This is a genomic window from Kitasatospora sp. NPDC059817 (assembly GCF_042731835.1).
Taxonomy (GTDB): Bacteria; Actinomycetota; Actinomycetes; order Streptomycetales; family Streptomycetaceae; genus Kitasatospora.
The window spans coordinates 1-24,881 of sequence record NZ_JBHWIR010000117.1 but is presented as its reverse complement, the minus strand read 5'-3'; the positions used below and the strand labels follow the sequence as shown (position 1 = coordinate 24,881).

The window sequence follows — 24,881 nt, the reverse complement described above, 5'->3', positions numbered from 1 at the left end:
TTTGCTTTGTCGTCTGCTGTGTCTTTTTTGTTATAGCGCCTGGTGCGGCGGCCCTCGGCGGTTCCGGTCGAACGACGGCCGTTCCGGGCCTGAGCGCCCCCGGACCTCACCCGCACAGCGGTCCCGGCCGTGCACGGCGGCCCCGGGCGTAGCTGAATGGGGCAGACGTGTGCCCGGCGGAGCAGGCCCGGGGCAGCGGCTTCACCGGACGCCCCGGGGCAGCGGTTTCACGGCACGGGCCCGAACCGCGGCTGCGCCGGACGGGCGCTGACAGCGGCTGCGCCGGGCGACGGCGAGGAGGCGGGAGCGGGATGGGCGAGGCGGTCGGTTCGATGCTGGCGTCGGCGGTGGGCCTCGCGATCAGCCCGCCGGCGCTGGTCGCGGTGGTCCTGATGCTGGCCGCACCGCGCGGGCGGACCATCGCGCTCGCCTTCGCGGCCGGCTGGGCGGTCGGCCTGGCGGCGGTGGTGGCGGTCGTGGTGGCGGCGGGCAGCGCACTGGGTTCGGGTGGCGGCCGGCCGACCTGGTCGTACTGGCTGGAGCTCGCGCTGGGCGTCCTGTTCGTCCTGATGACCGGGAAGCAGTGGCGCGACCGGCCCCGCGCGGGGCACGTCACCGCGCCGCCGAGGTGGATGCGGGAGGTGGGCCGCTTCAGCGCGGGCCGGTCGGCCGGTCTCGCGGTGGCCCTGGTCACGACCGGCCCGAAGAACCTGGCACTGGCCGTCGGCGGCGCGGCCTCGATCGCCGCCAGTACGGCCGGGGTCGGGGGCACGGTGGTGGCCGCCGCACTGATGGTGCTGATCGGTTCGCTGTGCACGCTGCTTCCGCTCGCGGTCCACCTGCTCCGCGGGGACCGCTCGGCGCGGACCCTCGGGGAGTGGAAGGCCTGGCTGGCCACCCACAGCACGGCGATCACGACCACCGTGCTGGCCGTGATCGGGGCCGAGTACGTCGGCGACGCCATCACGGGGCTCGCGTGAGCCCGCGGGCGGCGGCCGCCCCGCTGCCACCACCACCGCCCTCCACCCACCAGCGCCCCACCGCCCCACCGCCCGGCTCACCGGATGCGCACCACCCCTCTCCCCCGCACCGACCGCAGGCCCAGCCGTCCGCCGTCCGCCCCCGGGCGCACCGCCAGCACGTCCCTGAGCGTCAGCAGGATCTCGCCGTCGTAGCGCTCGGCCAGTTCCCGCGCCAGTTGCGCGGCGCCGCCCGGCCCGGCGTCCGGGGCCAGGGCGGGCAGGTGACCGGGGGCGCTGAGGTCCTCGGCCTGGGCGGCCCAGCGGGCCGCGTCCCGGGTCTCGCCCTCGGCCGCGTAGTGGACGGCCAGGCAGTGCACGGCCAGCTGGTCGCCGTACTGCGTCGCGATCCGCCACCAGAAGACGCCGTCGGCGGTGCGGCCCATCCCGTAGAGCAGGCAGCCGAGGGTGCGGAAGGCCGTCTTCTCGGCGAGTTCGAGGTCCAGAGCCAGTTCGGCCGGGTCCACCGCGCCCGCCACGGTGGCGCACAGGTGCCGCAGGTCGCGGCGGAGCTCGGTCCGGCCGCCGGCCCACGGGGGCTCGCCGAATGCGTGCGGCGGCCGGGCGTTCGCGGGCGGGCGGGCCGGGCGTTCGCGGGCGGGTGGCGCGGGCCGGCGGGCGGCGGCGAGCCGCTCGGCCAGCCGACGGGTGAAGGCGGCCGGGTCGTGGTCGCGGAACTCGCGTTCCAGCAGGGCGGCGTCCGCCCGCAGCAGTTCGGTGACCTTCACGGCGCCTGCCCGTCGTCCGGCTGCTCCAGCAGGTACTCCAGGTGGCGCCGCCCGAGGCTGTAGTAGGTGCGGGCGGTGGTGTGCGCGATGCCGAGGCTGCGGCCGATGTCCGGGTAGGACAGGCCCGCCTGGCGCAGCCGGACGACGTCGGCCTGGACCGGGGCGGCGCGTGCGAGTTCCTCCATCGCCCAGTCCAGCGCGTCGAGTTCGGCGAGCTGGTCCAGTTCGTCCTGGCTGGTGTCTGGCCGACGCTGCGCGATGACGCGCAGCCGTTTGCGTTCGGCACGGCGGCGCTCGCGCAGGAGGTCCACCACCGCATCCTTGACGATCTTGAAGGCGAAGGCCTGCGGGTCGGCGCTGGCCAGGGCGCGGCGCCAGTTCTTGTAGAGCGTGGCGCCCGCGTTCTGGACGGCGTCCTGCGCGTCCTCGCGATGTCGCAGGCGCTGCTGGGCGTACCGGAGGTAGCCCGGGTGCTCGCGGGTGAAGAAGGCCTCGAAGTCGGCCGGCAGCGCGCCGAGCGGGTCCGCCCGCAGGTCCCGCTTCTCGCCCGGCCCGGGGGTGTTCAGCACACGCGCCCCCCTTTCGTGGGTCAGCTGGCCGGCCCACCGGGTGGCACGCCGACGGCCCCTGGGGGCTCGTGGTGTAACCGTCCGGGCGGCCCGGGTTGTTGACCGGATCAGGCGGACAATTGGCGACCGTTTCCGTTCACTTTCGAAAACCGGCGCTGACCTGCCGGTTCGGCCCCGACAGGAGCCCGGGACCCAGACGCACGTGACCCACGTCACAGGCTGCGGACCGCCCGACTTGACAGGGCGGATGCCGCGACTACGGCGCCGGCTCCACCACCGCCGAGTCCAGCGCGGCGGTCACCCGCTCCAGCAGTACGCGCAGCGCGGCCAGGTCCTCGACCGGCAGCCCGGTCGCGCCGAACAGCCGGCGCGGCACCTGGCCGGCCCGCTCGCGCAGGGCGGAGCCCTCGGCGGTGAGGCTGACGGTGACCGACCGCTCGTCCTCCGGACTGCGCTCGCGCCGCACCAACCCGGCCGCCTCCAGCCGCTTGAGCAGCGGGGAGAGCGTGCCGGAGTCGAGCCGCAGGCGCTCGCCGATCCGCTTGACGGGCAGGTCGCCGTCCTCCCAGAGCACGAGCAGGACGAGGTACTGGGGGTAGGTGAGCCCGAGGTCGCGGAGCAGCACCCGGTAGACGCCGCCGAAGGCGCGGGAGGCCGCGTTCAGCGAGAAGCAGATCTGCTGGTCGAGGCGGAGCAGTTCCTCGTCCGCCATGCCGGGGAGCGTGGTCATGGCTCCATGGTACCGATCACCCTCACGCCATTCAGTTGTGCGCAATTGAATTGCGTGCTCTACTTATCTCCAGAGGGCGGCCCGGGCGGCCGCCGGAACACACGAAGGGAACCGACCATGGACACGCTCTACACCGCAGCCGCCACCGCCAACGGCCGGGAGGGCCGCGCCGTCAGCTCCGACGGGCAGCTGGACCTCGCGCTCGCGATGCCGCCCGCGCTCGGCGGCAGCGGCCAGGGCACCAACCCCGAGCAGCTGTTCGCGGCCGGCTACGCGGCCTGCTTCGCCAGCGCCCTCGGCCTGGTCGGCCGCCAGGCCCGGGTCGACACCAGCGAGGTCTCGGTCACCGCCGAGGTGTCGATCGGCAAGGACGGCGCCGGCTTCGGCCTGGCCGTCGTGCTGCGCGTCGAACTGCCCGAGGCACTCGCGGACGGGACCGGCGAGCAGCTGGTCAAGCAGGCGCACGAGGTCTGCCCGTACTCGCGCGCCACCCGCGGCAACATCCCGGTCGAGCTGGTCGTCGAATAGGCCCAGCAGGCCACGCACGCCGAGTAGACCGCGCAGGCCGAACGGGCTGCGCAAACGCCGGCCAGGCCGCCACCGCAGACGGGCCCGCCACACGCACCACCGTGTGGCGGGCCCGCGTGCGCCCCGGCTCAGCCGTCACCCGGCCCGTTCACCGAGCGCAGTGTGTCGAGCCTGTGCCGGTACTCCTCGGTGTCGATCTCGCCACGCGCGAACCGCTCCGCGAGCAGTTGCTCGGGCGTCGGCCCGGCCACCGCGCCGTGCGGTGCGCCCCACCCCGGCCCCGCCGCACCCGAAGCCGCCGAACCCGAACCCGGCCCCGCCGCACCCGGACCCGCCGGGCCGTACGGCAGCGGTCGACGCGACCGCGACACGTACCGGAACAGGGCGATGGCGGCGAGCACCAGCACCAGCAGGACCAGCAGCGTCAAGACCGCCATCACACCGATGCCCCAGCCACCCAGGACGTGGCCGTGTCCGTGCCAGTACCTCATGGGGACCTCCTCCTCCGGCCCCGCAGCCGGGGCCCGCCGAGGTGACCAGCGCCTCACCACCATCGTGCGCCCGCACCGGGCCGAAGCGCCCTGAAGAAAGCCTGAGAAAACGTTCCGGCGCTCAGCGCCCGGCCCACCGGGGTAGCGTTGCCGCCCATGAACCACCACCCACCGGCCGACGACCGCTCGCCCGAGCAGCTCGTCACGGCCGGGGTGCTGCGGCGCCACGGGGACCATCGCCCCCATCCCGCGCTCGGCCACTCCCCGATCAGCTACGTCTCCACCGCGCTCTGGGCCGAACTCACCGCGCTCGCCATCGCACCGCCCGCGGCCGAAGCGACCGCCACCGCCCTGCTGCACGCCATCGCCGCGCGCGCCGTGGACGCGGCCCTGGCCCCCGGCAACGAACGCGCCCCGCGCGACGACCTGTACGTGGCCCACCCCGCGCACATCGGCGCGCACCGCCGGACGGTCTGGTTCCAGCGCTCCGGCCCGCGCGGCCCGGTCACCGCCACCTTCGCCCCGTGAGGCGGGACGCTCAGCGCTCGACCTGAAGGCTGTGGCAGACCCAGCTGAGCCGGTCCGGCCCCTGCAGCGGCGGCCGGTCGTGGTACGTGCCGTCCGCGACCGACAGGTTGACGATCAGGTACGCCTGCCAGCCGGGACCGACCCCGTGCAGGTCCGCGTAGACCAGCTCGTCCTCGACGTACCAGTCCACCGAGTTCGCGCCGAGCACGACCCGCAGGTCGAAGGTCGACCCGGGCGCGATCCCCGAGCCGGCGCCGTGCCAGTACCGGTACCCGCCCCGGACGTGGTTGGAGAACTCCAACAGGTCAGGGTGGTCGGGGTGGTACTCGAAGAGGTCGACCTCGTTGCCGCCGTCCCGCCAGGTCCAGACGGCCGGCCAGGCACCCAGCCCGGCGGGCAGCGTGATGCGTGCCGACAGCTGGTCGCCGGTGCGGGCCTGGAAGCCGTCCGGACTGCCCTCGGTGGTGAGCAGGTTGCACGTCCAGAGCCCGCCGACGAGCCGCCGGGTGGCGCTGAACACGCCGCCCGGGCAGTAGCCGCGGCCGAGGTAGTCGAGCTTGTGGTCGCTCCGGTTGGTCGGCCCCATCCGGGGGTAGGCACTGGTGCGCCCGGCAGTCCACTGTCTGGTCGAAGTGAAGTCCGCGTCGAACACGACCGCCACGGCCGCCTCCCCTGTGCTCCGGCGCCCCGACAGTTCGACCCGCCGGGCACACAGGGTGAGTTACCCGATACGCTCCGCAGTATGCGAAGCGAACCGCCCGGGCCGAGGCGGCGCACAGCGGTCGGATCGCAGGATCGACGGATCAGCCCACCGGAGCGGCCGCCCCGCCCGCACCGAGCCGGTCGGTGACCGAGACCACGCCGTCCACCGAGCGGCACAGGTTGAGCACGATCGGGACCAGGTACGGCTCGGGCACCGTACCGCTGAGCACCACCCGGCCCTGATCGACCTCGACGCCGATCTCCGCCGGGCTCACCCCGTCGATCCGGCCGAGCACCTCCTCGACGATCTCCCGCCGGATCACCACGTCCTCGCGCAGGAACACCCGCAGCAGGTCCCCGCGGCTGACCATGCCGGCCACCCGTCCGTCCTCGTCCAACACCGGCAGCCGCTTCAGCCCGTGCCGGCTCATCAGCCGGGCCGCCGCGACCACGCTGGTCCCGGGCGTCGTGCAGACCGGCTGCCCGGTCATCAGGTCGGCCGCGGTCACGGCACCGCCCGGGCCGGCCGGCGCCGCCTCGGGGGCGGGCAGCAGCGCGCCCGGATCCTCCTGCGCGGCCAGCGTGCGCAGCAGGTCGGCCTCGGAGACGATCCCGAGCGGCCGCCCCTCCGCGTCCACCACCGGCACCCCGGTGATGTCGTACTCGGTCAGCAGCGCGACGATCTCCCGGAAGCCGGTCTCGGGCGCGACCCGGACCACGGGGCTGGTCATCACTGATTCGACGGTGGCATGCCGCACGCCGGTTCACCTCGTCCACGACACTCTTGCGGCCGGGCGCGGATCGTCCCGGCCGGTACCGGCAGCATCGCGCCCGGCGGCACGGGCCGCCAGGGGCCAAGGGGCTGAACGGGCGGGACCTTGGGCCCGCCCGCCGAACGCGGATCCGACACCGTGCCGAACCGCCGCCCGCCCGCCGCCTCGCCGAAACCAGCAACGCACCGACCCGGCGACCCGGACGGCGCAACCATCACATGATCGACTCGTTGGACCGTCCACCACGACAGCACGCACGGCATCCGGGGAGGGCCCGTTGGCAGGACGGACGATGGGCGCGGCATCGCCGGCGCAGGGCGCCGCGGCGCGCCCGGTGGCCCAGGCCGAGGCCGCGCTGGTGCGCCACTACCGCAGGCTGGCCCGGCTGGCGTACCTCGCGCTGCCCGCCGACCGGGACCGGCACAGCCGGGTGCTGGCCGCGCACGCGACCGTCCAGCGCGCCCTTCCCTCCCGCTGGACCCGCCCGGCCGGTCCGCCGGCGGCGGACGAGGACCCGGTGTACGCCGCACTGCGCCTGCGGGTGCTGCGCGCAGCGCTGCGGCCGCACCCCGCGCGGCGGCTGCCCGCTCCCCGGACCTGGGGACTGCGGCTGTTCACCCCGCACGGCGGCGAGGAGGACGCGGCGCTGGACCACGCGCTCGCGGCGCTCGACGCCCCCGCCCGCGCGGCCTTCGCCCTGCGCGCGGTGGAGGGGCTGACGCCGGAGCAGGCGGCCAGGGCGCTGCGACAGGCCGGGGTCGAGCGCCCCGAGGAGGCCGTCGCTGCGGCGGCCGGTGTGACCGGCGGGGCGGACCCGGAGCCGCCGGCCTTCGACCCGTGCGCGGTGCGGGTCCAGCCCACCGACCTGCTGCGCCGCCGCCGGACGTGGGGCGCCGTGCTGCTGGTCGGCCTGCTCGGACTCAGCACGACGGCGGCCGTGGTGGCCGACTCCGGCCCGGCCGCGCCTGCGGCCCGCCCCGCGCCCGCCCCGTCCGGCACCGCGGCCGACCCGGCCCGCCTGACCCGGGTCGAGCCGGACCGGTGGCAGCACACCGCGCGGGTCGACTTCACCGCCTGGCCCGCCCGCGGCGACCGCCGCGACGACGGCGCGCTGCTCGGCCGCGCCCTGGCCGCCTGGGAGCGGCCGGGCCCGCAGACCCGCGCCGAGCCGGGCGTGGACGCCACGACGCCCGTCGCCCCGCCCGCCCTGCTGTTCGCCGGGACGGTCGACGGCGCCGCCGTGGTGGTGCTGTTCGACGGCCGGCGGCTCGCCCGCTACACCGACGGGCGCGACGGCGGCCTGGACCTCGCCCGGGCCGACGACTCGGACGTGACCACGGCGGGCGCGGTGGTGCTGCGCCGCCAGGGCACCGCCGTGCGCTATCTGCTGGCCCCCTGGGTGGACGCCGCCGAGACCCGCCGGATCGACCAACCCGACTCCCCCGCACGGCCGTTGGACCACCCTGACGGGGTCACGGCGGCGGTCCCGGGCGGTGGGCTCGCGGACTGCCACGGCGCCACGGTGCTCCAGCTGCACTCCTCCCCCGCCATCGCCGAGAAGCACGCCTTCCTGCTGACCGACCTCGGCGGACTCGTCCCCGCGCACCTCACCTACTCCCCGCCACCGGACCGCACCCAGCCGGCCCGCGAGCCGCGCGAGGCCACCGGCCAGGACGCGCTGCTGGCCTGGGCCCGCGCGGGCTGCGCCGTCCCGGACGGCACGCCGGGCGTCAAGCAGCTCAACCTGTGGGCCTTCGCGGTGCAGCCGCTGCCGCAGAACGCGGGCTCGGCGTCCTGGGTCTGCCTGCGCGCCGACCGATGGACCGGCGAGGGCAGCGCCGCCACCGCCGTCCTGCTGCCGACCGCCCGCGGCCCGCAGCGCACCGGCGGCGGCCCGGGGCGGGCGTGCAGCCGGTTCGAGCAGGACGTCGTCGGCTGGGCCTGGTGGCGCTCCCCGCAGGGGACGGAGTTCCTACTCGCGGCGGGCAGCCGGCGGGTCACCCGGCTCGCCGTCAAGGGCCCGGACTGGTCCGCCGACCGGCCCGCCCCGGACCACACGCTGGCCGTCGAGCGCCCGGCCCGGGCGGCCGTCCAGGTGGAGGCGGCCCTGGACGGCGGCGCCCGGATCAGCCCGCCGCACTGAACCGACCGGCCGACTCGCGCGCGCACTTCGGCAGCTCGCTCTCCGGCAGCTCGCTCTCCGGCGGCTCGTAGTCCGGCAGCCCGCCCTTCGGCAGCTCGTAGTCCGGCAGCTCGACGCTGGAGACCTGCTTCCCGAGCTCCAGCATCCGGTTCAGCACCCAGCGCCGGTTCAGCAGCCCGTTGCGCACGCGCAGGCCGGTGGCGGTGCGCGGCGCCAGGAACGGGCCGGTGCGGTCCCCGCCCTTCTGGCAGCCCTGGGCGTAGCCGCGCAGCAGTTGCTCGTACCGGGCGAAGGCGGTGCGGTGGTCGCCGCGGGCGCGGGCCAGTTCGCCGGCCAGGACGTACGCGGCCACCACGGCGGTGCCGGTGCCCATGCCGCCGATGGTGGCGCCGCAGGCCGCGTCGCCGAGCAGGGTGATCCGGCCGCTGGACCAGGTGGGGACGTCGGCGCGGCTGATCGAGTCGAAGTAGAGCTCGGGGGCGTGCCGCAGGCTCTCCAGCAGGCGCGGTACCTCCCAGCCCAGGCCCGCGAAGGCGTCCCGCACCAGGGCCTTCTGCTGCTCCTGGTCGTGGCGGTCGTAGCGCAGTTCGGGCGAGGCGAAGAGGCAGAAGGCGCCCGCGCGGGCCGGGTCGCGGTGGTCGGCGCCGATCGAGGCGAGCCGGCCGGGGACGTTGAGGCCGACCGAACCGGGCGGCAGGCCGAGGTCGTTGGGGAACTGCCAGGTGGCCGCGTAGTAGCCGAGGTGGCGGACGTAGCGCTGCTCGGGGCCGAAGGCGAGCCGGCGGACGTTGGAGTGCAGCCCGTCGGCGCCGATCACCAGGTCGAACTCGCGCGGCGCGCCGTGCCGGAAGGCGGCCCGCACACCGCTCGGGGTCTCCTCCAGGGCGGTGATGGAGTCGCCGAAGACGTAATCGGCGCGGGCGCGGCTGTGCCGGTACAGCAGCTGGGCGAGTTCGCCGCGCGGGATCTCCAGTTCGCCGCCCGCGAACTCGGCGGGCAGGTGCAGGAGTCGGCGGCCGTCGGCGCCGAGGAAGGTCATCGGGCTGCCGCCGGTGTCGAGCGCGCGCATTTCGTCGAGGACGCCCATCCGCTCCAGCACCGTCAGGTGGGTGCGGCCGCGGAAGTCGACGTTCTGGCCGCCGCCGCGCAGCGCCGGGGCGAGTTCGACGACGGTGACCTCGAAGCCGTACCGGCCGAGCCAGTGGGCCAGGGCGGGGCCGGCGATGCTCGCGCCCGAGATCAGGACCTTGGTGCTCATGGGAAACCACTCCGTCCGAGAGGATCGAGAAACTGTGTCCGGTGGATACTATTTGCTGCTGTGTACGGTAGACGCAGTTAGGTCGGACGAGCAACCCCCAGAACGGGAGCGGAATGTGAGCGAGGCGGCGAACGACATGGTGCGGCTGCTCTGGGGCCCCCCGGCCAAGCCCACCCGCGGGCCGAAACCGGCCCTCAGCCTGGAGCGGATCGCGGCGGCGGGCGTCGAGATCGCGGACGCCGAAGGCCTGGGCGCGGTCTCGATGCAGAAGGTCGCCGGGCTGCTCGACTTCACCAAGATGTCGCTCTACCGCTACGTGCCCGGCAAGGCCGAACTCGTCGCCCTGATGGTCGAGGCCGCCGTCGGCGAGCCCCCGCAGGACCGGCACGCCCACGAATGGAGGGGCCAACTCACGGCCTGGGCGCACCACTTGACCGAGTCGTTCGGCCGCCACCCATGGCTGCTCGACGCCACCGTCGGCCCCCGGGTGATGGGCCCGAAGGAACTCACCTGGCTGGAACGGGTGGTGACCGCCCTCGACGGCCACGGACTGACCGGCCCCGAGCGGATGGACGCCGCCGTCCTGCTCGCCGGACACGTCCGCAGCATCGCCCAGCAGTCCCGCGCCGCCGGGCCCGACGGCTCCCCCGAAGCCGAACTCCTCACCGCCCTCGGCACGCTGGTGCACCAGCACGCCGACCGCTACCCCGCCCTGGCCGCCGCCATGACCGGCGAGGACGGGCGCGACCAGGCCCTGGACTTCGGCCTGAACCGCATCCTGGACGGCCTCGCCGCCCTGATCACCCGCCGCACGGGGACCGCCTGACGCCTCCTGCCCCGCCTCCCGAGGAAATCCGATGGGCCCGCGGTCGGCCAGCCGCTAGCATCCCGGGCCATGGCGATGTTCGTGCACCTGACCGCCGCGGCGAACTCGCCGCGGATCCGCCGCGCCGGGATCCGGGCCGACAGCCGGGGGCAGGGCGGGGTGCGCGGGCTGTACTGCTTCCCGGTACTGCCCTCGTACCCGCTGACCCACCAGTGGCTGCGCGAACTGGCCCGGTTCGGCACCGGGGGCTCGCTGGTCGCGGTGCACCTCCGGCTGGACGACACCCAGCAGGTGCTGGCCGGGCACTACCGGGACCGCGCGAGGGACGCCCAGCAGCGGGTACCCGCCGCCGAGGCGGTGCGGCGGATCGCCGAACTGGCGGACCCGCGCGGCTGGGAGGTGTTCGTGCCGCGCGCGGTGGGCGCCCGCGAGGTCCACCGGATCCGCGGCGTGCCGCAGGTCTCCGGCTGGCGCTACCAGCCGAACGCCCACGGCACCCGGCCTTGCCCCTGCATGGGCTGCCAGCCCGTCGGCGGGTACGGCAGCCGTCGACTGCGCGAGCGCCACCAGCACCCGCTGGACGCCCCACCGCCGCCCGTGCCCGTCCTGCTCGCCCGGATCGAGGCCGCCGGCGAGCCGGGCGACCCCGCCGAACTGCTCGCCGCCCTGCAGAGCTTCGGGCGCCGCCGCCGCGGCCCACTGGACCGCCTCGCCCTGCTGGCCGCCCACCCGGACCCGGCCGTGCGCGAGGAACTGGTGTGGGCCGTCGCCGGCTGGTCCACCCCGGGTGTCGCCGCCCTGCTCGACGGCCTCGCGAACGACCCGCACCCGGACGTCCGCGAGGCCGTCGAGGCGGCACTGGAGCGCTGAGGGCCGGCCGCCAGGAATCCTCGGTGAAGCTCAGGACCGAGCAGGTACGGCCGGAGCCGTAGAAGCTCCCGACGTGCCCGTTCGGCCGATCCGGGCGATCATGGGACGAACCGCGTCTCGGCGATTCGGCGCGCCGGTGTCAGTCCGGCGGCGCCCGGAAGGTGGACTGCGATGTTCCAGCTCCTGTGGATTCTGCTCATCGGCTTCGTGCTGGGCGTACTGGCCAAGCTGATCCTGCGCGGGCCGCAGTCGATCCCCTGGTGGCTGACGATGCTGCTCGGCGCCGCCGGGGCCTGGCTCGGCAACGCCGTCTCCGGATGGATCGGCGTCCGCCACACCTCGGGCATCGACTGGATCCGGCACCTCCTCCAACTCGGCTTCGCCGTCGCCCTGGTGGCCTTCGTCGCCCCGGCCTGGAGCAAGTCCCACCCGAGTCGCTGACCTGGGCTGCCACTGAGCAGAGGCGCAGACGGCCGACCCGTTCGGCGGGGAGGTGCCGTCAGCCGACGTGGACGGCCGGGCGGCGGCTGCGGTCCGGTTCGGCCTCGCGCAGGACTTCGCGGGTGACGGGGGCGATCTCGCCCTGCCCGAACAGGAAGAACCTGAGGAACTGGGCGAAGGGGTTGCCCTCGGTCCACTCGAAGTAGATGTGCGGCTGCTGCCCGGTGAGGTCCCGGACCCGCAGCAGCAGGGCGGCCAGCGCGTTCGGCACGCTGGAGCTCTGCAGCGTCAGCACCCGGTAGCGGTCGTGCAGCACCTCGCCGCGCACGGTCAGCTCGGCCTCGAAGTCGGACGGGTCGAGCACCGTGACCTCCACGAACACCAGGTCGTCCTCGACCGGGATGTCGTTGTCGGCGCGGATCTGGCGGATCTTGTCGCGGTACTCGGCGAGGTCCCGGCTGTTCGGCTCGTTGGCGATCAGCCGCAGCGGGCGGTGCATGTAGTCCCGGACGAAGCGTTCCGCGACGGCGTCGAGCACCACGTCGGTGACGCGCAGCTCGAAGGCCCGCTTGAGCCGGGAGAGGAAGGAGACCAGCATGATGCCGGCGATGAAGCAGCCGCCGATCTTGACGCCGTCCGGCCGCTCGGCGATGTTCACGGCCGTGGTGTAGAGGAAGACCCCGGCGATCACGGCGAAGCCGACCGTCCTGCGGCGCTGCCCGGACTTGTGGGCGGCGATGGTGACGGCGATGGCGGCCGAACTGATCAGCACCAGCACGCCGGTCGCGTACGCGCCGCCCTGGGCGTCCACGTTGGCGTCGAACAGCCAGGTGACCAGGAAGGCGATCAGGGTGAGGACGATCACGGTGGGGCGCACCGCGCGGGCCCAGTGCGGGGCCATGCCGTAGCGGGGCAGGTAGCGCGGCATCAGGTTGAGCAGTCCGGCCATCGCGGAGGCGCCGGCGAACCAGAGGATGGCGATCGTGGACAGGTCGTAGACGCTGCCGAAGGTGTTGCCGAGGTTCTGGTGGGCGAGGTAGGCGAGCGCCCGCCCGTTGGCCTGGCCGCCGGCCTTGAAGGCGTCCGCCGGGATCAGCAGGGTGGTGATGAGGCTGGTGGTGATCAGGAAGCAGCTCATGATCGCGGCCGCGGTGGTGAGCAGCTTGCGGGCGCCGCGGATCCGGCCGGTGGGCTTCTCCTCGGTGTCGTCCGGGTCGCCCTCGATGTGCGGCATCACGGCGACGCCGGTCTCGAAGCCGGACAGACCGAGCGCCAGCTTCGGGAAGACGATCAGTGCGACGCCGATCATCGCGATCACGTTGCCGTGCTCGGCGGTGAGCGCGTCGGTCCAGTCGCCGACGACGTGCGGGGCCTTCAGCACGTGCCAGAGTCCGTTGGTCACCACCACGACGTTCAGCGCGAGGTAGACCGCGACCAGGACGACGGCGATGCCGATCGCCTCGCTGAAGCCCTTGAGGAAGACCCCGCCGAGCAGGGCCACCATGATGAGGGTGATCGTCACCTGCTTGCCGGTCAGCACGCTGTGCAGATGCGGGTTCTCCACCAGGTGTGCGGTCGCGTCGGCGGCCGACAGGGTGATGGTGATCATGAAGTCGGTGGCCGCGAAGCCGAGCAGCGTGAGAACGAAGAGCTTGCCCTGCCAGAACGACAGCAGCCGCTCCAGCATCGCGATCGAGCCCTGGCCGTGCGGGCTCTCCTGGGCGACCCGCCGGTAGACGGGCAGGGCGCCGAGCAGGGTGACGATCACCAGCACGATGGTCGCCAGCGGCGAGAGCAGGCCGGCGGCGAGGGCGGCGATGCCGGGCTGGTAGCCGAGCGTGGAGAAGTAGTCCAGGCCGGTCAGGCACATCACCCGCCACCAGCGCTGGCCCTTGACGTGCGGCGCCTCGGCGTGCGGGCCGGGGTGCTGCTTGGCCATGTCCGACAGGCCTTCCAGCATCCACGCCCGGAACCTCGCGCCGCGGGTCGCGGGCGTCACCCCCGGATCGGCCGAATCCGACGACACCACGTGCACCCCTGTCCACGAGTCGGCCGGCCGCGCTCGGCTCCGGCCCCCCAAAGGCCGCCGGACGGCGGGCCTGGTCAGGCTAGGGGACCGGATCGGTGCCGCCGGGGAGCAGCGCGTCCGGACACGCCAGCGGTGCCCCGGACGGCCCTCAGCGGTGGCGGGCGGCGCCCCGCCGTGCTGGTCGTCCCGGCGCGGCGGGCCGCACCTGCTGCTCGGAACGGGCGAGGATGTCCGCGCGATCGACCGATGTGTGCAGGTTTGCCGAGGACGGACACCAGGGAGGCAGCGGTGGCGGAACCGAGTCGGCGGGGGATTCTGGGCCTGGGCCTGCTGGCGGCGGCCACCGCCTCCTGCGGCACCCGCCACCCGGACCCCGCCCCGCACTCCTCGTCCGACGGCCCTGCCCCGCGCCCCTCCGCCGACGACCCCGCCCCGACCGCTGACGCCCAGCACGTGGACGTCCCGCCGGAGCAGTCCCTTCCCGGCGCGCCCGACTGGGAGATCACCGACCCCGGCCCCGCCGACGCCATCGAGGGCTTCGCCGACCGGGTCAGCGTGCTGCCCGGTGAGCAGTTCGGCCTGCACGTCTCCACCCCGGCCGCCGCCTTCACCGTCTCCGCCTACCGCACCGGCTGGTACGACGGCGCCCGCGCCCGCCTGGTCTGGCGCCGCGAGCACGTCCCGGGCGGCCGGCAGCCCGCCCCGCACGTGGACCCCGCGACCAGGACCGTGCTGACCGGCTGGCAGCGCACCCTCGCCGTGGACACCACCGGCTGGCCCGAGGGCGCCTACCTGCTGCGCCTGGACGCCGAGGACGGCTCCGGCCAGCGCTACGTCCCGCTCACCGTCCGCTCCGCCGCCACCGCCGGGCGGACGGTGGTGATGAGCGCCCCCGCCACCTGGCAGGCGTACAACGGGTGGGGCGGGTACAGCCTCTACAACGGCCCCACCGGCGGTCTGGCCACCCGCTCGCTGCGGGTGGTCTTCGACCGGCCCTACGACTACGACCACGGCGCCGGGCTGTTCCTGGTGTACGAGGCGCCACTGGTCGCGCTCGCCGAGCGGCTCGGGCTGCCGCTCGCCTACACCACCGGGATCGACGTGGCCCGCGAGCCCGGGCTGCTGCACGGCGCGAGCGCCGTCCTCTCGCTCGGCCACGACGAGTACTGGTCCCCCGAGCAGCGCGCCCAGGTGGTCGCGGCCCGGGACGCCGGCACCAACCTGGCGGTCCTGGGCGCCAATTGCTGCTTCCGCCGGGTCCGCTTCGAGCCCTCGGAGCTGGGCCCGGACCGGACGGTGGTCTGCTACAAGGACGCGTGGGCGCAGGACCCGGGGCACCAGGCCGGCGCCCCGGCGACCACCGACTTCCGGGCCGGCCCGGGCGCCGACCCGGAGAGCTCGATGCTCGGCGTGATCTACGACGGCTACCCGGTGGACGCCCCGTACGTGGTCGGCTCGCCGGAGCACTGGGCGTTCGAGGGCACCGGCGTCGCCGCCGGGGCGTCGTTCCCGCACCTGGTCGGCGTCGAGTACGACCGGGTGGACACCGCCTTCCCCACCCCGCGTCCGATCGAGGTGATCGCGCACTCCCCCGTGGTCTGCGAGGGCCGCCGCTCGCACTCCGACACCGCGTACTACACCGTGCCGGGCGGCGCCGGGGTGTTCGCCTCCGGGACGATGCGCTGGGTGGAGGCCCTGGACGCGCACGGGCCCGGGGGCGGCAGCGCCGACCACGGGATCGACGCCCGGGCCGGGGACCTGGTCCGCCGGGTCACCGAGAACGTCCTGCGCACCTTCGCCGCCGGCCCGGCCGGCCTGGCCCACCCGGCCCGGGACAACCTCGCGACCGTCTACGGCGGGGCGTAGCCCGCCGGGAGCTGCGAGGGACCGTCTGCGAGGGGCCGTCGAAGAAATTTCCCGGAACGACGGATCGGGGCGGTGACGCGGCGCCCCGGGCACGCATCGCGGTCGAACGGATTTCCGGGCCGTGGCCGGCCGTGCCCAGCCCGTCACCCGGGGCGAGGAACCGTCCGCCGCACCGATACACTCGCACGGTCTCATCCACCGCAGGTCGTCAAGGACAACCGTCCGGCGTGGCACGGGTGCCGGCCGGAAAGGGCACGAGGGAAACAGAACATGGTCGAGGCCTCCCCGAAGGTCGTTGTCGTCGTCCCCACGTACAACGAGCGGGAGAACCTTCCGGTCCTCGCGGGTCTTCTCGCGGACCTCCCGGTACCGGGCCTGCACCTGCTGGTGGTCGACGACAACTCGCCGGACGGCACCGGCGAGATCGCCGACAAGCTCGCCGCGGAGTCCGGCGGCACCGTGGGCGTGCTGCACCGCACCGAGAAGGACGGCCTCGGCCGCGCCTACCTGGCCGGCATGGCCCGGGCCCTGGACGAGGACGCCGACGTCGTGGTCCAGATGGACGCCGACCTCTCGCACCCGGCCTCGGCGATACCCGCGATGGTCCAGGCCCTGCTGGCCGACGACACCGCCGTGGTGCTCGGCTCCCGCTACGTGCCCGGCGGTTCGACTGCCGCGGAGTGGCCCTGGCACCGCAAGGCCCTGTCCGCGTGGGCCAACCTCTACGTCAACACCATCCTCGGCCTGGGCGTCCGGGACGCCACCGCCGGTTTCAAGGCCTGGCGGGCGAGCACCCTGCGGGCGATCGACCTGCCGACCGTGCAGAGCAGCGGGTACTCGTTCCAGGTCGAGATGAACTACCGGGTCGTCCAGCGCGGCCTGACGATCCGCGAGGTGCCGATCCGCTTCGAGGAGCGGATCGAGGGCGCGTCGAAGATGAGCATCGGGGTGCAGGTCGAGTCGGCGCTGGCGCCCTGGAAGCTGCGGCTGAACCGTCAGGACCCGCGGTAGGCCGTATCCCGCCGCCGTGACCCTGGCCCGGGTCAAGGCCCGGGCATACGGGTGCCGGTCGGGCGGCTCGGCGGTGTGAAGGGCTGCCACAGGGAAAGAAGGGCGACATGGCCCTTCTCCCGGAGTCCCTCACGGCCCTGATCCGCCGCGGCGCCCGAGAACCGTTCGTCGTCCAGACCGTACGGGCCACCGTGGCCGCCACCCTCGCCTTCGCGGTGGCCACCCGGCTCAGCAACGAGCCAGCCCCGCTGACGGCCCCGCTCACCGCGCTGCTGGTGGTGCAGGTCACCGTCTACTCGACGCTCAAGACCAGCATCCGCCGGGTCAACTCGGTGGTGGTCGGCGTGCTGATCGCGACCGGTTTCAGCGCCGTGGTGGGGCTCTCCTGGTGGAGCCTCGGGCTGATCATCCTGGCCTCGCTGGTCGTCGGCCGGTTCGTCCGGGTCGAGGAGTTCGTCCAGGAGGTCGCGATCAGCGCCATGCTGATCCTCGGCGTCAGCGGGCTCGCCTCGCAGGCCTGGGACCGGGTGCTGGAGACGCTGATCGGCGCCGCCGTCGGCCTGCTGTTCAACCTGCTGTTCGCCCCGCCGGTCTGGGTGGACACCGCCGGGGAGTCGATCGAGGACCTCGCCCGGCGGGCCCGGCAGCTGCTGCTGGACATCGCCGAGCAGCTGGGCCGTCCGACCCCGGTCGCCCGGGCCGCCGAGCAGCTGCACGAGGCCCGCCGGCTCGACCACGCCATCGCCGACGTGGACGTGGCACTGCGCCAGGCGGAGGACAGCCTGCGGCTCAATCCGCGGATCAACGACGGGCTGCTGTCCCGGCTGGTGCTGCGCACCGGGCTGGACACCCTGGAGATCTGCGTGGTGGTCATCCGGGTGCTGGCCCGTTCGCTGACCGACCTGGCCAAGCGGCGCGCGCCCGGCGAGCGGCTGTTCCCGCCGGACGTCGCGGTGGGCCTGGAGGAACTGCTGGCGCACGTCGGCGGGGCCATGGTCAGCTTCGCGGTGCTGGTCACCACCCAGGTGAGCCGCAGCGCCGAGGAGGCGGAGCGGCGGCTGACCGCCGAGCTGGCCGCGGCCTGGACCTGCCGGGAGAACGTCGCCCAGGTGCTGCTGCAGAAGGTGCGGGAGCACCCGGAGGCGTGGCAGTTGCACGGTTCGATACTGGCCGAGGTGGACCGGATCCTGGACGAACTGGACCTGGAGCACCGCAGCCGACGGCTGATGGAGGAGCTGGACCGGGCCTCGGTGGCGAGCCGGGAGCGGTTCTCGCGGTTCGCCGGGCTGCGCCGGTTCGTCCGGGGCGAGCGGGCGCGCCCAGCGGTGCGGGCCGGGCGCTGACCCTGCGTCGGACTCCGGGGGGTCGGGGGGCTCAGGGGGCTCAGGGCATCGACCAGGGTTCCTGCGGGAGCGGGTGGCCGGTCTCCAGGTAGGTCTTCAGGTTGGACAGCACCGCCGACCAGCCCTGCTCGACGTCCGCCCGCTCGGCCTCGTCGGCCAGCTGGTAGTGGGTGACGGTGAGCCGGGTGAGGTCGTGCCAGCCCCGGAGCTCGAAGGTGACCCGGGAGGGACCGCCCGGGCGTCGTTCCCCGGGCCCCGCCCAGGTGGTGACCAGCCGGTGCGGGCGGTCGACGGCCTCGACGACGCCGATCACGTCGGCCGTCCCGGAGCCGTCGGCCCGCTGGTGCTCCCAGGGCGCGCCGGGCAGCCAGGTGGAGACGTTGCGGTGGCCCCAGTAGAGGCCGGACTCGTCGGCGTTGGTGAGGGCGTGCCAGACCCGCTCGGGGGTGGCGCGCAGGTACAGGGTGCTGCGGAAGGCGGGCGCGGCCATCGCGTCAGCCTCTGGCCGCGTCGAGCAGCGGCTGGACCTCGATCTTCTGCATCCGCATCATCGTCGCCATCACCCGGCCGGCCTTGGCCCGGTCCTCGTCGGCGATCAGGTCGAGCAGGACGCGCGGGGTGATCTGCCAGGAGAGGCCGAAGCGGTCCTTGAGCCAGCCGCACGGGCCCGCCTGGCCGCCGTCGGCGGTGAGCTCGGCCCAGAGCTCGTCGACCTCCTGCTGATCCTCGCATTCCACCTGCAGCGACATGGCCTCGGTGAAGTGGAACTCGGGGCCGCCGTTGAGGGCCGCGTACTCCCGCCCGGCGAGTTCGAAGGCGACGGTCATGACCGAGCCGGCTCCGCCGGGGCCGGTCTCGGGGTAGCGGGTGACCTGCGTGATGCGGGAGTTGGGGAAGAGGGAGGTGTAGAAGGTGGCGGCCGCTTCGGCCTGGTCGTCGAACCAGAGGAAGGTGGTGATCTTCTGCATGCGCCCGACGGTAGCCCCGGGCCCCGCCCGGACGGCCGAGCCACGGCCGGGGGTCACCGGTTCGGCGCCCCCGGCCCGCGGCCCGCCCGCTACCGGGTCAGTGCACCCAGCCCGCGTAGCGCTGCACGAAGCGCAGGCCGGTGTGGGCGGTGACGACGACGTCGTAGCGGCCCTGCTTGTCCAGCGGCCAGGACAGGTTCACCTGCTGCCCGGGCTTGACCCGGACGGTCTGCGCGGTGCCGGCGAAGTCGTTGGGGGCGGCGGTGAAGGAGACGTCGGTCATGCCGTCGTTGGCCACCTGCAAGGTGAGCCGCACGCTGCCGTGCAGGTCGGCGGTGACGATCGGCACGCCGATGTCGTTCTGGCCGTCCTGCCCGTCCCGGACCACGGTGCCGGCGAAGCGGCGGACGAAGCCGTCCGGGCCGTGGACGGTGAAGTCGTAGCGGCCGTTGGTGGTGGCGGCGTCCCAGACGTACCGGGCGGTGGCACCGGGGGCGACGGTGTACGGGGTGCCCGCGAAGGGCAGCGCGATGTTCGGGTAGACGGTGTACGGGAAGGCCACCGAACCGTCGTTGCTCATCGTGCAGGTGACCTTGCCGGTCTTGCGGTCCACCTCCACGTCGGCCCACGGCTGGTAGGGCAGCGGGCGGTGCGGGCGCTCGCCGCGCTCCTGGACGGGCATCGCCTGGGCTCCGACCGCCGGGAGGGCGACGCCGGGCAGCTTGGTGCCCGCGTCGGCCCTGGCCATCAGGGCGGTGGTGTCGGGCAGCGACGGGACGGACGGGTTCGGCGCGGCGAAGTCGAAGCAGCTGGTGAGGTCGCCGCAGACGGACCGGCGCCAGGCCGAGATGTTCGGCTCGGCGACGCCCGTGACCAGCTCCATGAAGCGCAGCACGGAAGTGTGGTCGAAGACCTGGGAGTTGACCCAACCGCCGCGCGACCAGGGCGAGACGACCCACAGCGGGACGCGGTTGCCGAGGCCGATGGCGCGGCCCTGGGTGAACTCCTCGGGAGTGCCGGGCTCGGGGGTGGGCGGGACCATGTGGTCGAAGTAGCCGTCGTTCTCGTCGTACATGACCAGGAAGACGGTGTGCTCCCACACCGCCGGGTTGGACATCAGCGACTGGAGGGCCTGGTTGACCCAGTGCGCCCCGTACGCCGGGCCGGCCTCCGGGTGCTCGGAGAAGAGGTAGGGGGCGACCAGCCAGGAGATGGTCGGCAGGGTGCCGTCCTTGCAGTGGCGGTCGAAGGCGGCCGGGTCGAACTTGGTCATCGCGTTGATGTAACGCGGGTCGGTGGGAGGGAAGTTGTGGAACTGCTTGAAGTAGGAGAGGGCGTTGTCGTCGTAGTCGCCGGTGCGGTCGTCCTTGCTGGGGTTGTGGTAGACCCGCCAGCTGACGCCGGCCTGCTCCAGGCGCTCGGCGTAGGTGGTCCAGTCGGCGACGGGGTTGTCGGTGACCGGGGTGTTGTCGATCCAGGGCCCGGTGGTGCCGTCGCGGCCGGGGCCGGAGGTGCCCGTCCAGAGGTAGAGCCGGTTGGGGTCGGTCGGGCCGGCGAGGGAGGTGAAGTAGGCGTCGCAGAGGGTGAACGCGTCGGCCAGGGCGTACTGGTAGGGGATGTCGTCCCGGGTGAAGTAGCCCATGGTGCGCTCGCCCTTGGCGGCGATCCACTTGTTCATCGCGCCGTTGTTGATCGCCTGGTGGCCGGTCGCCCAGTCGTGGGGCAGGCCGCCGGCGTTCTGCGCGTTGTACTTCGAGGTGTCCATCCGGTACGGCAGCATGGCTCCGCCGTCGCTGCGGCGGCTGTCCGGCTGGCGGAACACGTCGGCGCCGTCCGGGAATTGGAGCGCCTGCTTGTCGCCGAAGCCGCGGACGCCGCTGAGCGTGCCGAAGTAGTGGTCGAAGCTGCGGTTCTCCTGCATCAGCACGACGACGTGCTTGACGTCCTTGATGGTGCCCGTCAGCCGCTCGGAGGCGGCAGGGGCGGCGGCGGGGGCGGCCTCGGCGGGGGCGGCGCCCAATCCGGTCAGGGCGGTGGCGCCGACGGCCGCGGTGGCGCCGACGAAGGTGCGGCGGGAGAGCTCGGACATCACGAACTGGCCTCTCAGAGCTGGAAAGTGGCGACGGCGGCGGCGGTGTCGGAGGGCCACTCGTTGGCGGCGGTGTTCGGCTCGGGCTGCGGCCAGTCGGCGACCAGGGTGTGCGCCTCGACCAGCTTCAGCGGGCCGGCGTACTGGACGTAGTCGATGCGGTCCTGCGGCTCGGGCTTGGCGCCGCGCTGCTTGCGGGTCGGCGACCAGGTCGCGCCCGGGAACTTGACCGGGTCGCGGTGCTCCTCGCGGAAGGTGTCGGTCAGCCCCGCGCCCTGAAGGGCCACGCCGACGGGCCAGTTGAGCACCCCGACGCCGCCGTGCGCGGCGGCGGTGGCGGCCGTCCAGTCCAGGTGGGACGGCGAGGAGAGGGCGCCGGCGAGCACCACCGGAGTGTGCCGGGCGATGTCCGCGCGCACCGCGGCGGCCAGGGCCTTGGCCTGCTTCACGCGGAGCGAGGCGGTCTCGGCCGCCTCCGTCTGGGCGGCCGTCCGACCGTCCTGGAGCGCGTACGGGCCGTAGCCGGCCTCGTCGAGGTGCGCGGCCCAGAACCGGACGGCCCGGCCACCGGGGAGCTGCACGGTGGCCCCGGCGGCGGGCAGGTCGGCGGTCGGCGGGGTGACGTCGGCGAGCGGGTAGCGGCTCAGGATGCCGACGCTGCCGGGGCTCTGGTAGGCGTACCAGCCGAGCGCGTCGGCCAGGGTCTTCGCCCGCTCACCAGCGGTCTCCTGGAGGGCGAGCACGTCCAGGCCCTGGGTGAGGACGACGCGCAGCTGCTTCTCCAGGGCGTCGGTGTACCCGGCGCCGGCGTCGTGCAGGTTCCAGCTGGCGGCCTTGAGGCGCGGCGGCGCGGCGGGGTCGACCACGGGGATGAGGACGGTGACGGTGTCGACGGCACCCGCGCTGTCCTTGACGCCGACGACGGCCACCTCGGGGCTCTTGCCCGCCGCGGGCGCGGTGCCGGTGAGCGTGCCGTCGGCGGTGACGTTCAGCCAGGACGGCCCGCTGACCTTGCGGAAGGCGGCGCTCCCCGCCGGGTTGCCGGCCGGGCGGGACCAGAGGCCGCCGAGCTTGACGGAGACCGCCGTGCCGGGGGCGACGGGCGCGGTGGTGAGGGCGTCCACGGCGCTGTGCGGGCGGACGACGGCCGGCTTGGCGCGGAAGCTGAACGGGGCCGTCTGGGCGAGGACGCCGTAGCCGTCCTTGGCGAGCAGGTAGGCGGTGTACGGGCCGCCGGTCAGCGCGGAGGTGTCGAGCTGGAGGTCGCCGGAGGTGCCCGGGACATACTTCCAGACGAGGGAGCTGCCGTTGCCGGGCTGGCGGCCGCCGTCGTACACGCCGACCCAGTTCTTGGCGTCGGGGGCGTCGGTCGTCCAGTGGAAGGTGAGCCGGTCGCCTTCGGTGGGGTTGGCGGAGGAGGTGAGGGTCAGGGCGCTGCCTGCGGCCACGGTTGTCCTGTCCGCCGCCCGGGGCCCGGTCCGCCGGGGGTCGGCGCCGGGTCCGCGCGCGGCTGGTCACGGAGGCTGGGGAGGGAGGGCCCGGCAGTTGGCTGTACAACTGCGGGCGGCCCTCATTCATCCGAAAGTCAGCGACCGGGACGTGAACGGCGCGTGACGGCCCATCGGGCGGTTCGGGAACTCCGTGGCGGGCGGCGGGAATCCTCGGCGGAAACGCCGGGAGCGCTGGGAGGGCCGGAAACGCCGGGGGGGGGGGGGGGCGGGCGGGCGGCGCGCCCGCGGGGGGGGGCGGGGGCGGCGCCGGGGGGGAGGCGGCGCGCGGGGCGGGGGCGGGGGGGGGGGGGGTGGGGGGTGGGGGGGGGGGGGGGGGGGGGGGGGGGGCCTGCGGGGGGGGGGGGGGGGGGGGGCCACACGCGGGGGGGGCCCGCGACGGGATCCGTCGCGGCCCTCCTGTGCTGCTGCGCTGCTGCGCCTCTTGGCTTCTGCGCTCCTCGGCTTCCTGACTTATGCCAGGGCGAGGAACAGCTTCTCCAGCTCGGCCTCGCTCATCGGCGGGGTGTCCTCGTCGGAGACGGCCATGCACTGGCGCATGCCGCTGGCCACGATCTTGAACCCGGCCCGGTCCAGGGCGCGCGAGACCGCCGCGAGCTGGGTGACCACGTCCTTGCAGTCACGGCCCGCCTCGATCATCGCGATCACCCCGGCCAACTGGCCCTGGGCACGGCGCAGCCGGTTCAGGACCGCGCCGACCGACTCCTCGTCCACCTGCATGTCCGGGCCGCCTTTCGCATCGACTGTCGACTGACAACTGTACCCGGCGGGGTATCCATTCCCGGGCGGGGCGATGCGGGCGAGGGGCGCTGGGGCCTTCGGCGGTTCAGCGGCGGTGTTCAGCGGCTTTGGTCAGCGGCTGTGCTCAGCGGCGGGCGAGGCGGCGCTCGCCACCGGCGCCGGTCTCGTACGGGAGCCCGTAGTGCGCGAACACGGCCGGTTCCTCCTCGGCGGGCAGGACGTCGTCGGTGCCGATCGACGGCGCCTGCTTGACCTGGTTCTTCGGGAACGCCACCCGGACGTAGTCCGGCCCGACGACCGCCCCGTCGAGCGGGACGAACACCAGGCGGCGCTTGGTCACCAGGCCGACCGTGACGGTGGCGAAGAACGGCTGGTCGGTGGCCGTCTCCACGTAGACGGACTCCAGCGAGCCGATGCGGTGGCTCTTCTCGTCGACCACGACGTGGCCGCGCCATTCGCGGATGTCTGCCATAGCGATCACCACGGCGTCGGACCTCCCGTTCCCCGGCCTTTCCGCTTCCGTCGTCCGGCGACGGTTCGCCGCCGGGACCTCCCATCCTGCGCCGGGACGACCGGGGGCGCGCGATGGGCGACGAAAACGGACATACAGGGGTGACCCGACCAACCGCCACCAGGGCCGTGACCTGGGCTTTAGGCTGTCCGCCGAGGGAGTTGCAAGCAGATCATCCGATCGTCAACAGACGGAGGCAACGGCCGTGGGACACGACGACCTGTGGGAGTCCGGCGAAGCCGGAACCCCGGCCGACCTACGGCCCGACATCCCGCACCCGGCCCGGATGTACGACTACTACCTCGGCGGGAAGGACAACTTCCCCGCCGACCGGGCCGCCGCCGACAAGGCGCTCGCCGCCAATCCGGAGTTCCGCTCCACCGCGCGGGCCAACCGGGGCTTCCTCACCCGCGCGGTGCGCTGCGTCGCCGACCTCGGCATCGACCAGTTCCTCGACATCGGCACCGGCATCCCCACCGCCGGCAACACCCATGAGATCGCCCAGGCCGCCAATCCCGGGGCGCAGGTCGCCTACGTCGACAACGACCCGATCGTGCTCAGCCACGCCCGCGCCCTGATGTCCGGCACGGGCCCGGGGCGGACCGCCGTCCTCCAGGCCGACCTACGCGAGCCGTCCGCCGTACTCGCCGCCGTCGAGGCCGCAGGGCTCCTCGACCTCTCCCGACCGGTCGGCCTCGTCCTGGCCGCCGTCCTGCACTTCCTGCGCGACGAGGACAAGCCGTACCAGGCGGTCGACACGCTGATGGACGCGCTCCCCTCCGGCAGCCACCTCGTCCTCTCGCACGGCACTGCCGACTTCATCCCCGCCGAGGTCCGCGACCGCGTCACCGGCATCTACGACAAGGCCACCGCCCCCCTCGTCGGCCGCACCCGCGACGAGGTCCGCACCTTCTTCGACGGCCTCGACCTCCTCGACCCCGGCATCACCACCGTCCCCCTCTGGCGCCCCGACACCGCCCCCGCCCCCGGCGCCGACCGCGTCAGCATCTACGGCGCGGTGGGTCGCAAGCCCTGACGGCGCCCCGGGGTGAATATACCGACCGGTCTACTGATTCCCCCCCCCCCCGAGCCGGGACCCTCCCCGAACAACCGCTGATCCGACGATTCCGCCCTGGGGGGGGGGGGGTCGGGGGGGGGGGCGAGCTGGGGCGGCGAGACGGCCCGCCCCCGCCCCCCCCCAACTCAATA

25 protein-coding genes are annotated in these 24,881 nt (G+C 74.2%); 11 read left to right on the top strand and 14 right to left on the bottom strand.

Features of this window, described 5'->3' with window-relative positions; all coding sequences use genetic code 11:
* The first annotated feature begins 311 nt into the window (after positions 1–311).
* Positions 312–980, top strand: a complete 669-nt coding sequence (locus tag ACFV61_RS23535; RefSeq protein ID WP_380493711.1) for a GAP family protein — start codon at positions 312–314, stop codon at positions 978–980.
* Positions 981–1,057: 77 nt separating this feature from the next.
* Here ACFV61_RS23535 and ACFV61_RS23530 read toward each other — a convergent pair whose 3' ends face one another.
* From ACFV61_RS23530 to ACFV61_RS23520, 3 genes are all read right to left on the bottom strand, one after another.
* On the bottom strand, positions 1,058–1,747 hold the full coding sequence (locus tag ACFV61_RS23530; protein ID WP_063350705.1) for a hypothetical protein: 690 nt from the start codon (positions 1,745–1,747) through the stop codon (positions 1,058–1,060).
* Positions 1,744–2,316 (bottom strand): RNA polymerase sigma factor, encoded by a 573-nt coding sequence (locus ACFV61_RS23525; RefSeq protein WP_063350704.1) that lies wholly within the window; start codon positions 2,314–2,316, stop codon positions 1,744–1,746. Before ACFV61_RS23525 ends, ACFV61_RS23530 begins: the two co-directional genes overlap by 4 nt.
* Positions 2,317–2,572: 256 nt before the next feature.
* On the bottom strand, positions 2,573–3,046 hold the full coding sequence (locus ACFV61_RS23520; protein ID WP_380429923.1) for a MarR family winged helix-turn-helix transcriptional regulator: 474 nt from the start codon (positions 3,044–3,046) through the stop codon (positions 2,573–2,575).
* 117 nt (positions 3,047–3,163) lie between these two features.
* On the opposite strand from ACFV61_RS23520, the gene ACFV61_RS23515 reads away from it, so the two are divergent.
* A complete protein-coding gene (locus ACFV61_RS23515) occupies positions 3,164–3,574 on the top strand; it encodes an organic hydroperoxide resistance protein (RefSeq protein WP_380493709.1) in 411 nt (136 codons plus the stop codon).
* 128 nt (positions 3,575–3,702) lie between these two features.
* Here ACFV61_RS23515 and ACFV61_RS23510 read toward each other — a convergent pair whose 3' ends face one another.
* The gene (locus ACFV61_RS23510) at positions 3,703–4,065 is read right to left on the bottom strand and encodes a hypothetical protein (RefSeq protein ID WP_380493707.1); all 363 of its coding nucleotides are present in this window, start codon (positions 4,063–4,065) and stop codon (positions 3,703–3,705) included.
* A gap of 156 nt (positions 4,066–4,221) precedes the next feature.
* Here ACFV61_RS23510 and ACFV61_RS23505 point away from each other — a divergent pair, with 156 nt between their 5' ends.
* Positions 4,222–4,593 carry a hypothetical protein gene (locus tag ACFV61_RS23505; RefSeq protein ID WP_380429920.1) on the top strand — a complete coding sequence of 124 codons (372 nt, stop codon included), beginning with the start codon at positions 4,222–4,224 and terminating at the stop codon, positions 4,591–4,593.
* A 10-nt stretch (positions 4,594–4,603) separates the two neighbouring features.
* Here the strand turns inward: ACFV61_RS23505 and ACFV61_RS23500 are convergent, their stop codons facing one another.
* Positions 4,604–5,254, bottom strand: coding sequence for a beta-glucanase (locus ACFV61_RS23500; RefSeq protein WP_380493705.1), 651 nt, complete (start codon positions 5,252–5,254; stop codon positions 4,604–4,606).
* 142 nt (positions 5,255–5,396) lie between these two features.
* Complete coding sequence (locus ACFV61_RS23495; RefSeq protein ID WP_380493703.1) at positions 5,397–6,026, bottom strand: CBS domain-containing protein; 630 nt, start codon at positions 6,024–6,026, stop codon at positions 5,397–5,399.
* 334 nt (positions 6,027–6,360) lie between these two features.
* On the opposite strand from ACFV61_RS23495, the gene ACFV61_RS23490 reads away from it, so the two are divergent.
* Positions 6,361–8,211, top strand: a complete 1,851-nt coding sequence (locus ACFV61_RS23490) for a hypothetical protein (protein ID WP_380493701.1) — start codon at positions 6,361–6,363, stop codon at positions 8,209–8,211.
* On the opposite strand, the gene ACFV61_RS23485 is transcribed toward ACFV61_RS23490, so the two are convergent.
* On the bottom strand, positions 8,195–9,469 hold the full coding sequence (locus ACFV61_RS23485) for an FAD-dependent monooxygenase (RefSeq protein WP_380493699.1): 1,275 nt from the start codon (positions 9,467–9,469) through the stop codon (positions 8,195–8,197). The two genes, ACFV61_RS23490 and ACFV61_RS23485, sit on opposite strands and share 17 nt — an antisense overlap.
* A 115-nt stretch (positions 9,470–9,584) precedes the next feature.
* On the opposite strand from ACFV61_RS23485, the gene ACFV61_RS23480 reads away from it, so the two are divergent.
* The 3 genes from ACFV61_RS23480 to ACFV61_RS23470 all read left to right on the top strand — a co-directional run bounded on the left by ACFV61_RS23480 (position 9,585) and on the right by ACFV61_RS23470 (position 11,606).
* The gene (locus ACFV61_RS23480) at positions 9,585–10,295 is read left to right on the top strand and encodes a TetR/AcrR family transcriptional regulator (RefSeq protein WP_380493697.1); all 711 of its coding nucleotides are present in this window, start codon (positions 9,585–9,587) and stop codon (positions 10,293–10,295) included.
* A gap of 69 nt (positions 10,296–10,364) precedes the next feature.
* Entirely contained in the window at positions 10,365–11,165 is an 801-nt protein-coding gene (locus ACFV61_RS23475; RefSeq protein WP_380493695.1) for a HEAT repeat domain-containing protein, read from the top strand.
* Positions 11,166–11,336: 171 nt separating this feature from the next.
* Entirely contained in the window at positions 11,337–11,606 is a 270-nt protein-coding gene (locus tag ACFV61_RS23470; protein WP_363582603.1) for a GlsB/YeaQ/YmgE family stress response membrane protein, read from the top strand.
* A gap of 58 nt (positions 11,607–11,664) precedes the next feature.
* On the opposite strand, the gene ACFV61_RS23465 is transcribed toward ACFV61_RS23470, so the two are convergent.
* Positions 11,665–13,566 (bottom strand): amino acid transporter, encoded by a 1,902-nt coding sequence (locus ACFV61_RS23465; protein WP_380343972.1) that lies wholly within the window; start codon positions 13,564–13,566, stop codon positions 11,665–11,667.
* Positions 13,567–13,923: 357 nt separating this feature from the next.
* On the opposite strand from ACFV61_RS23465, the gene ACFV61_RS23460 reads away from it, so the two are divergent.
* From ACFV61_RS23460 to ACFV61_RS23450, 3 genes are all read left to right on the top strand, one after another.
* Positions 13,924–15,501 carry a N,N-dimethylformamidase beta subunit family domain-containing protein gene (locus tag ACFV61_RS23460; RefSeq protein ID WP_380493693.1) on the top strand — a complete coding sequence of 526 codons (1,578 nt, stop codon included), beginning with the start codon at positions 13,924–13,926 and terminating at the stop codon, positions 15,499–15,501.
* A gap of 270 nt (positions 15,502–15,771) precedes the next feature.
* A complete protein-coding gene (locus ACFV61_RS23455; RefSeq protein ID WP_063350695.1) occupies positions 15,772–16,512 on the top strand; it encodes a polyprenol monophosphomannose synthase in 741 nt (246 codons plus the stop codon).
* Between the two features lie 107 nt (positions 16,513–16,619).
* Positions 16,620–17,855, top strand: a complete 1,236-nt coding sequence (locus tag ACFV61_RS23450) for an aromatic acid exporter family protein (protein WP_063350694.1) — start codon at positions 16,620–16,622, stop codon at positions 17,853–17,855.
* Positions 17,856–17,895: 40 nt separating this feature from the next.
* On the opposite strand, the gene ACFV61_RS23445 is transcribed toward ACFV61_RS23450, so the two are convergent.
* From ACFV61_RS23445 to ACFV61_RS23420, 6 genes are all read right to left on the bottom strand, one after another.
* Complete coding sequence (locus ACFV61_RS23445) at positions 17,896–18,345, bottom strand: SRPBCC family protein (protein WP_380493691.1); 450 nt, start codon at positions 18,343–18,345, stop codon at positions 17,896–17,898.
* Between the two features lie 4 nt (positions 18,346–18,349).
* Positions 18,350–18,823: a VOC family protein gene (locus ACFV61_RS23440; RefSeq protein WP_380343904.1), complete on the bottom strand. Its 474-nt coding sequence runs from the start codon at positions 18,821–18,823 to the stop codon at positions 18,350–18,352.
* 97 nt (positions 18,824–18,920) lie between these two features.
* On the bottom strand, positions 18,921–20,912 hold the full coding sequence (locus ACFV61_RS23435; RefSeq protein ID WP_380493689.1) for a phosphocholine-specific phospholipase C: 1,992 nt from the start codon (positions 20,910–20,912) through the stop codon (positions 18,921–18,923).
* 14 nt (positions 20,913–20,926) lie between these two features.
* On the bottom strand, positions 20,927–22,360 hold the full coding sequence (locus tag ACFV61_RS23430) for an endonuclease/exonuclease/phosphatase family protein (protein WP_380493688.1): 1,434 nt from the start codon (positions 22,358–22,360) through the stop codon (positions 20,927–20,929).
* Positions 22,361–22,873: 513 nt separating this feature from the next.
* Entirely contained in the window at positions 22,874–23,140 is a 267-nt protein-coding gene (locus tag ACFV61_RS23425) for a metal-sensitive transcriptional regulator (protein WP_063350689.1), read from the bottom strand.
* 145 nt (positions 23,141–23,285) lie between these two features.
* Complete coding sequence (locus ACFV61_RS23420; RefSeq protein ID WP_063350688.1) at positions 23,286–23,633, bottom strand: PRC-barrel domain-containing protein; 348 nt, start codon at positions 23,631–23,633, stop codon at positions 23,286–23,288.
* 244 nt (positions 23,634–23,877) lie between these two features.
* On the opposite strand from ACFV61_RS23420, the gene ACFV61_RS23415 reads away from it, so the two are divergent.
* The gene (locus ACFV61_RS23415; protein ID WP_380493686.1) at positions 23,878–24,708 is read left to right on the top strand and encodes an SAM-dependent methyltransferase; all 831 of its coding nucleotides are present in this window, start codon (positions 23,878–23,880) and stop codon (positions 24,706–24,708) included.
* Positions 24,709–24,881 lie beyond the last annotated feature (173 nt).

Excerpts from the sequence above, each read along its gene's own strand:
- ACFV61_RS23535 (WP_380493711.1), top strand. The coding sequence starts at position 312 with ATGGGCGAGGCGGTCGGTTCGATGCTGGCGTCGGCGGTGGGCCTCGCG.
- ACFV61_RS23520 (WP_380429923.1), bottom strand. The coding sequence starts at position 3,046 with ATGACCACGCTCCCCGGCATGGCGGACGAGGAACTGCTCCGCCTCGAC.
- ACFV61_RS23515 (WP_380493709.1), top strand. The coding sequence starts at position 3,164 with ATGGACACGCTCTACACCGCAGCCGCCACCGCCAACGGCCGGGAGGGC.
- ACFV61_RS23510 (WP_380493707.1), bottom strand. The coding sequence starts at position 4,065 with ATGAGGTACTGGCACGGACACGGCCACGTCCTGGGTGGCTGGGGCATC.
- ACFV61_RS23505 (WP_380429920.1), top strand. The coding sequence starts at position 4,222 with ATGAACCACCACCCACCGGCCGACGACCGCTCGCCCGAGCAGCTCGTC.
- ACFV61_RS23495 (WP_380493703.1), bottom strand. The coding sequence starts at position 6,026 with ATGACCAGCCCCGTGGTCCGGGTCGCGCCCGAGACCGGCTTCCGGGAG.
- ACFV61_RS23490 (WP_380493701.1), top strand. The coding sequence starts at position 6,361 with ATGGGCGCGGCATCGCCGGCGCAGGGCGCCGCGGCGCGCCCGGTGGCC.
- ACFV61_RS23485 (WP_380493699.1), bottom strand. The coding sequence starts at position 9,469 with ATGAGCACCAAGGTCCTGATCTCGGGCGCGAGCATCGCCGGCCCCGCC.
- ACFV61_RS23475 (WP_380493695.1), top strand. The coding sequence starts at position 10,365 with ATGGCGATGTTCGTGCACCTGACCGCCGCGGCGAACTCGCCGCGGATC.
- ACFV61_RS23470 (WP_363582603.1), top strand. The coding sequence starts at position 11,337 with ATGTTCCAGCTCCTGTGGATTCTGCTCATCGGCTTCGTGCTGGGCGTA.
- ACFV61_RS23465 (WP_380343972.1), bottom strand. The coding sequence starts at position 13,566 with ATGCTGGAAGGCCTGTCGGACATGGCCAAGCAGCACCCCGGCCCGCAC.
- ACFV61_RS23455 (WP_063350695.1), top strand. The coding sequence starts at position 15,772 with ATGGTCGAGGCCTCCCCGAAGGTCGTTGTCGTCGTCCCCACGTACAAC.
- ACFV61_RS23450 (WP_063350694.1), top strand. The coding sequence starts at position 16,620 with ATGGCCCTTCTCCCGGAGTCCCTCACGGCCCTGATCCGCCGCGGCGCC.
- ACFV61_RS23445 (WP_380493691.1), bottom strand. The coding sequence starts at position 18,345 with ATGGCCGCGCCCGCCTTCCGCAGCACCCTGTACCTGCGCGCCACCCCC.
- ACFV61_RS23440 (WP_380343904.1), bottom strand. The coding sequence starts at position 18,823 with ATGCAGAAGATCACCACCTTCCTCTGGTTCGACGACCAGGCCGAAGCG.
- ACFV61_RS23435 (WP_380493689.1), bottom strand. The coding sequence starts at position 20,912 with ATGTCCGAGCTCTCCCGCCGCACCTTCGTCGGCGCCACCGCGGCCGTC.
- ACFV61_RS23425 (WP_063350689.1), bottom strand. The coding sequence starts at position 23,140 with ATGCAGGTGGACGAGGAGTCGGTCGGCGCGGTCCTGAACCGGCTGCGC.
- ACFV61_RS23420 (WP_063350688.1), bottom strand. The coding sequence starts at position 23,633 with ATGGCAGACATCCGCGAATGGCGCGGCCACGTCGTGGTCGACGAGAAG.